This window comes from Mesorhizobium sp. M7A.F.Ca.MR.148.00.0.0 (assembly GCF_003997735.1).
GTDB lineage: Bacteria > Pseudomonadota > Alphaproteobacteria > Rhizobiales > Rhizobiaceae > Mesorhizobium.
On the sequence record NZ_RZTB01000229.1, the window covers coordinates 1 to 3621 of the forward strand.

At 59.5% G+C, this 3621-nt stretch carries 2 protein-coding genes and 3 pseudogenes; 2 read left to right on the plus strand and 3 right to left on the minus strand.

The annotated features are described in order from the left end of the window. Positions 1 to 120: pseudogene (locus EOB49_RS33300) on the minus strand (TlpA family protein disulfide reductase); the annotation flags it as partial. A 287-nt stretch (positions 121 to 407) separates the two neighbouring features. Beyond that, positions 408 to 614 (minus strand): annotated as a pseudogene (locus EOB49_RS38240) (pyridoxal-phosphate dependent enzyme); the annotation flags it as partial. Between EOB49_RS38240 and EOB49_RS33310 the strand changes: the two are divergent. Further along, complete coding sequence (locus EOB49_RS33310; RefSeq protein WP_281041029.1) at positions 520 to 1461, plus strand: TauD/TfdA family dioxygenase; 942 nt, start codon at positions 520 to 522, stop codon at positions 1459 to 1461. The pseudogene EOB49_RS38240 and the gene EOB49_RS33310 overlap by 95 nt on opposite strands. Before the next feature lie 594 nt (positions 1462 to 2055). On the opposite strand, the gene EOB49_RS36705 is transcribed toward EOB49_RS33310, so the two are convergent. Further along, the gene (locus tag EOB49_RS36705) at positions 2056 to 2325 is read right to left on the minus strand and encodes a hypothetical protein (protein ID WP_024504272.1); all 270 of its coding nucleotides are present in this window, start codon (positions 2323 to 2325) and stop codon (positions 2056 to 2058) included. Positions 2326 to 3318: 993 nt separating this feature from the next. Between EOB49_RS36705 and EOB49_RS33320 the strand changes: the two are divergent. After that, positions 3319 to 3465: pseudogene (locus EOB49_RS33320) on the plus strand (multicopper oxidase domain-containing protein); the annotation flags it as partial. Positions 3466 to 3621: the final 156 nt, after the last annotated feature.

A 3621-nucleotide genomic window follows, 5' to 3' on the forward strand; every position in this document is an offset into this window, starting at 1 on the left:
CACATGGGCCGCACCAAGTTGCCCAAAATTCGACTATGTACACTTGCCGGGCTCAAAGCTCGTGAGGGGCTCGCCATGCAGCCAGTTCTCGACTCTAATCGAAGGAGCCGGGGACTCCATCTGCAATACCACGTTGCGGTCCAAAGCTATTTCCAAAGGTTTCTGCACGAGCTGGTTTCCTCTCAGAGACGGCACACGGGTTCAGGGAGGAGCGCATCGCTCGTCTTGCCCCATTAAGTGCAGTCACAGTCACTCAGTCTCAAAAGCCATGCCAACGCGCTCAGCGCGCAGTTAGCGCCCATTGCTTCGAAAAACCTCGTCAGTGCCCAGATGTTGGTTGTAATGAACCTGACATTTGTCTGACGCTGTCAGCTTTTGGACACGCGATCACGCGCTTCGTGCCGCCAGGCCAGGCCGAGCCCTGTGTTGCCAGCGGTCGCTTCGATGATTGTACCGCCCGGCGCGAGCTGGCCACGCTGTTCGGCATTAACGATCATCGACAACGCAATGCGATCCTTGATCGATCCGCCGGGATTTTGGCTTTCGAGCTTGACGAAGAGAATTCCTGACTCCGACGTTGTACCGCTGACCAGCCGTGTTGGAGCTGAAATCAGAGGCGTTCGCCTTGGTGGAGACCTTTCGGACGCAGCGATAGCAGCCATCAACCAGCTTCTTCTAAAACACAAGGTGATCTTCTTCCGCGGCCAGGAGCATCTCGACGATGCGGAGCAGGAATTGTTCGCGCGGCGTCTGGGTAACCTTGTACCTCATCCCACGCAGGGGCCGGCAGCCGGCACGGCCTCAATCCTCAATCTCGATTCCGGCCGTGGCGGTGGCAGGCCAGACCAGTGGCATACCGATGTGACTTTCGTCGATGCCTATCCGAAATTCTCGGTCCTACGTGGCGTCGTCATTCCGGCGGCGGGGGGCGACACGATCTGGTCCAACACGCACGCCGCGTACGAGAATCTGCCGGCGCCGCTCAAAATATTGGCGGACAATCTGTGGGCTATTCATAGCAATGCCTACGACTACGCAGCCGTGCGCCCGCGCGCCACAGCCGAAGAGAAGAAGCACTTCGAGGAAGTTTTCACATCGACGATCTACGAGACCGAGCATCCGGTCGTGCGCGTCCATCCGGAAACCGGGGAGAAGTCGCTGCTGCTCGGCAATTTCGTGCAGCGCCTCGTCGGCCTTTCCAAGAGCGATTCCGCCAAACTCTACGAGGTGTTCCAGTCCTACGTCACTGCCCCGGAAAATACCGTGCGGTGGCGCTGGCAAGTAGGCGACGTCGCTATCTGGGACAACCGTGCTAACCAGCATTATGCGGTCAACGACTATGGCGACCAGCACCGGGTTGTGCGTCGCGCTACGGTTGACGGTGACGTTCCGATCGGCGTCGACGGTCGCCGCAGTATAACCCATGTCAAGGCAGCCAAGCCGGCGGCGAAGGCAGCCTGACCGTCTGAACAGGGTAAAGATGAAAACTTCGTATCGCCGCGGCCATATCGCGCTGCTTAACCGCCCCACAAAGCCTTATGATTTCCGAGAAGCAAGGCGAGTTGCGGGCTCGAGGCTTGGCCCGAAATCGAGGTCCTGCAGCGTGGCGCATGGCTCGAGTCGCTGCTCGTGGCCCCGCTGCAGCGGTACAGGTCCCCCACCGCCCCACCATCTCGCCCGCCCTGCACCTCGGATAGCGATCATTCACCGTTTGTTCATTATGATAGCGCACGATCATAACTGGACATGCTGGTAGCTCGTACATGCCTGAAGGCCCTGCGCGCCGACCCAGCGCCGGGGCCTTTTTACTTCCGCAAAATCGATTCCAGCAACGCGGGCACTTCGCAGGATGTCGGAATCCCGCGCTTGCGATGATACGCCGTACAGCGAATTGCGCGAGTCAAACGAATTTGGGTTTCTCAAATATAGAATCGTCGATACCGATCCTGATGGATCGAGCCTCGACGACGAAGTCAACCATCTTCAAACGGAATTATTCAACATTGCCGAGAGCTCCCGGTGTGCCGTCGAAGCCGACATTGGGGAGGTCAGCGGTCACCAACGATCATGGTGATCGCCAGCATCTTTCGTATTCACATAACCGTCGGCCTTGTACTTTCCCGAGGCCATGACATGAGTGGGTCTTCCAAGCACCGATTTGGCCCGGTAGGATTTGCAGGGGGCGCGGACAAGCGGATGAACAAACGGAATGATGCCGGAAAACTGCGCGCGCCTGCTGGGATTTAGCCGACCGTCGATAGGAACATAGCCCTGGTCGACGGCTTTCTGAAGGGCAAGAGTTTCGCCGACCTGGCTCAGGAACATGGCTTGTCGACAACGAGGGTGCGCCAAATCATCGAGAAGGCCGATCGGCTCGTGGGCGGCGCATTCAGACCAAGACTGAAACGTCCAACGCCTCGCCTCGGTCCGATTTCATGGTCGACTATCCCTATGTGTGCAAATGGCCGAGAAGCACCGGCTGGGTAGCGTCACGCCGCATCATTCTTTGCGGAGCTGGAGCGCGCGGGATCGCTGGAGCGGCTGGTGAAAGCGGTTGCCGGGGCGCACAACACGTGAGCTGGCGCCTCGTGTGGCAAAAGGAGAGGGCGAGAGCCCATGGCCTGCAATGAAGCGATCAAGCATTGCGATCGTGGAACCAAGCTAGTCGACCATCCGGACCGCGGCCTTCAATGCCAGCTCGCCTTGGAATCGGCCTTCCAGGAATTGGCTGAGCGCGCAGCGGAATCCGGCTGGACCGAGGAGATAGCCACGCGCTCCTCGAACTCGCCGGCGCGCGCCTCAGGAGCGACTCCGCCAATGACAGACTGAGAGGACGATTAATCGTGCCAGGGCAACGAGAGAGCGGCAGGTTCAAGAAGCTTCGCCTGAACCGATAGGAACGTCGCTGCGCCAATAAAATTGGCGGTGAAGGCTGACCGCGGCCGAGTCGGGCAAGCGAGCGAAGTGCTGAAATAAGGGCGTGAGAATCCAAGACATCGTTTGTAGAGAGCATCGAGCTTCGCGAGATTGTGGTACAGGATCGACCGCAGGTGTTCTCGCAGCGCTCGCAGAACCCGGGATTCTTCCGCGGCACCCGCCAAGGCGAAGAACGGTCAGAGTTGCACGATAACGTTTAAAAGCGAGCCTTCCTCCGAAAGTCTGCGCGCGCAGTTCCACGGTCCGATGCGCTTTCATAGCTATTCCAATCGCCGCGCCCATCCTCTCCCGGATCAGGTCCAGCGGGTCTGCAGTGCATGCGCCCCCAAAGTGGACGCCATTGGGCCGGGTGAACCGGGCTCGATTGCGCGCCGAAGGCCCGTTCCAGGCCCGGAAATCCGGGTCCGTCAGGGCGAGCGCGTGCGGGTCGAGGTAGAGAACGGCCTTGCCGAGAAAACGACCGTGCACTGGCATCGCGTGCGTGTGCCACATGCCATGGATGGCGTGCCTCACCTCACGCAGAAGCCCGCGAAAAGGCAACGGAAGATCTAGCATTTATGGGGGAAATGTTTTTTCGGAGTGCTTGACCCGCAGGAAGGGCAGGGCATGACTGCCTATCGCCCGACCCGGCCGGCCGCACTCATGACCGGCTGGGCTCGGTTAATCCTGCATGCCGCGCCCATG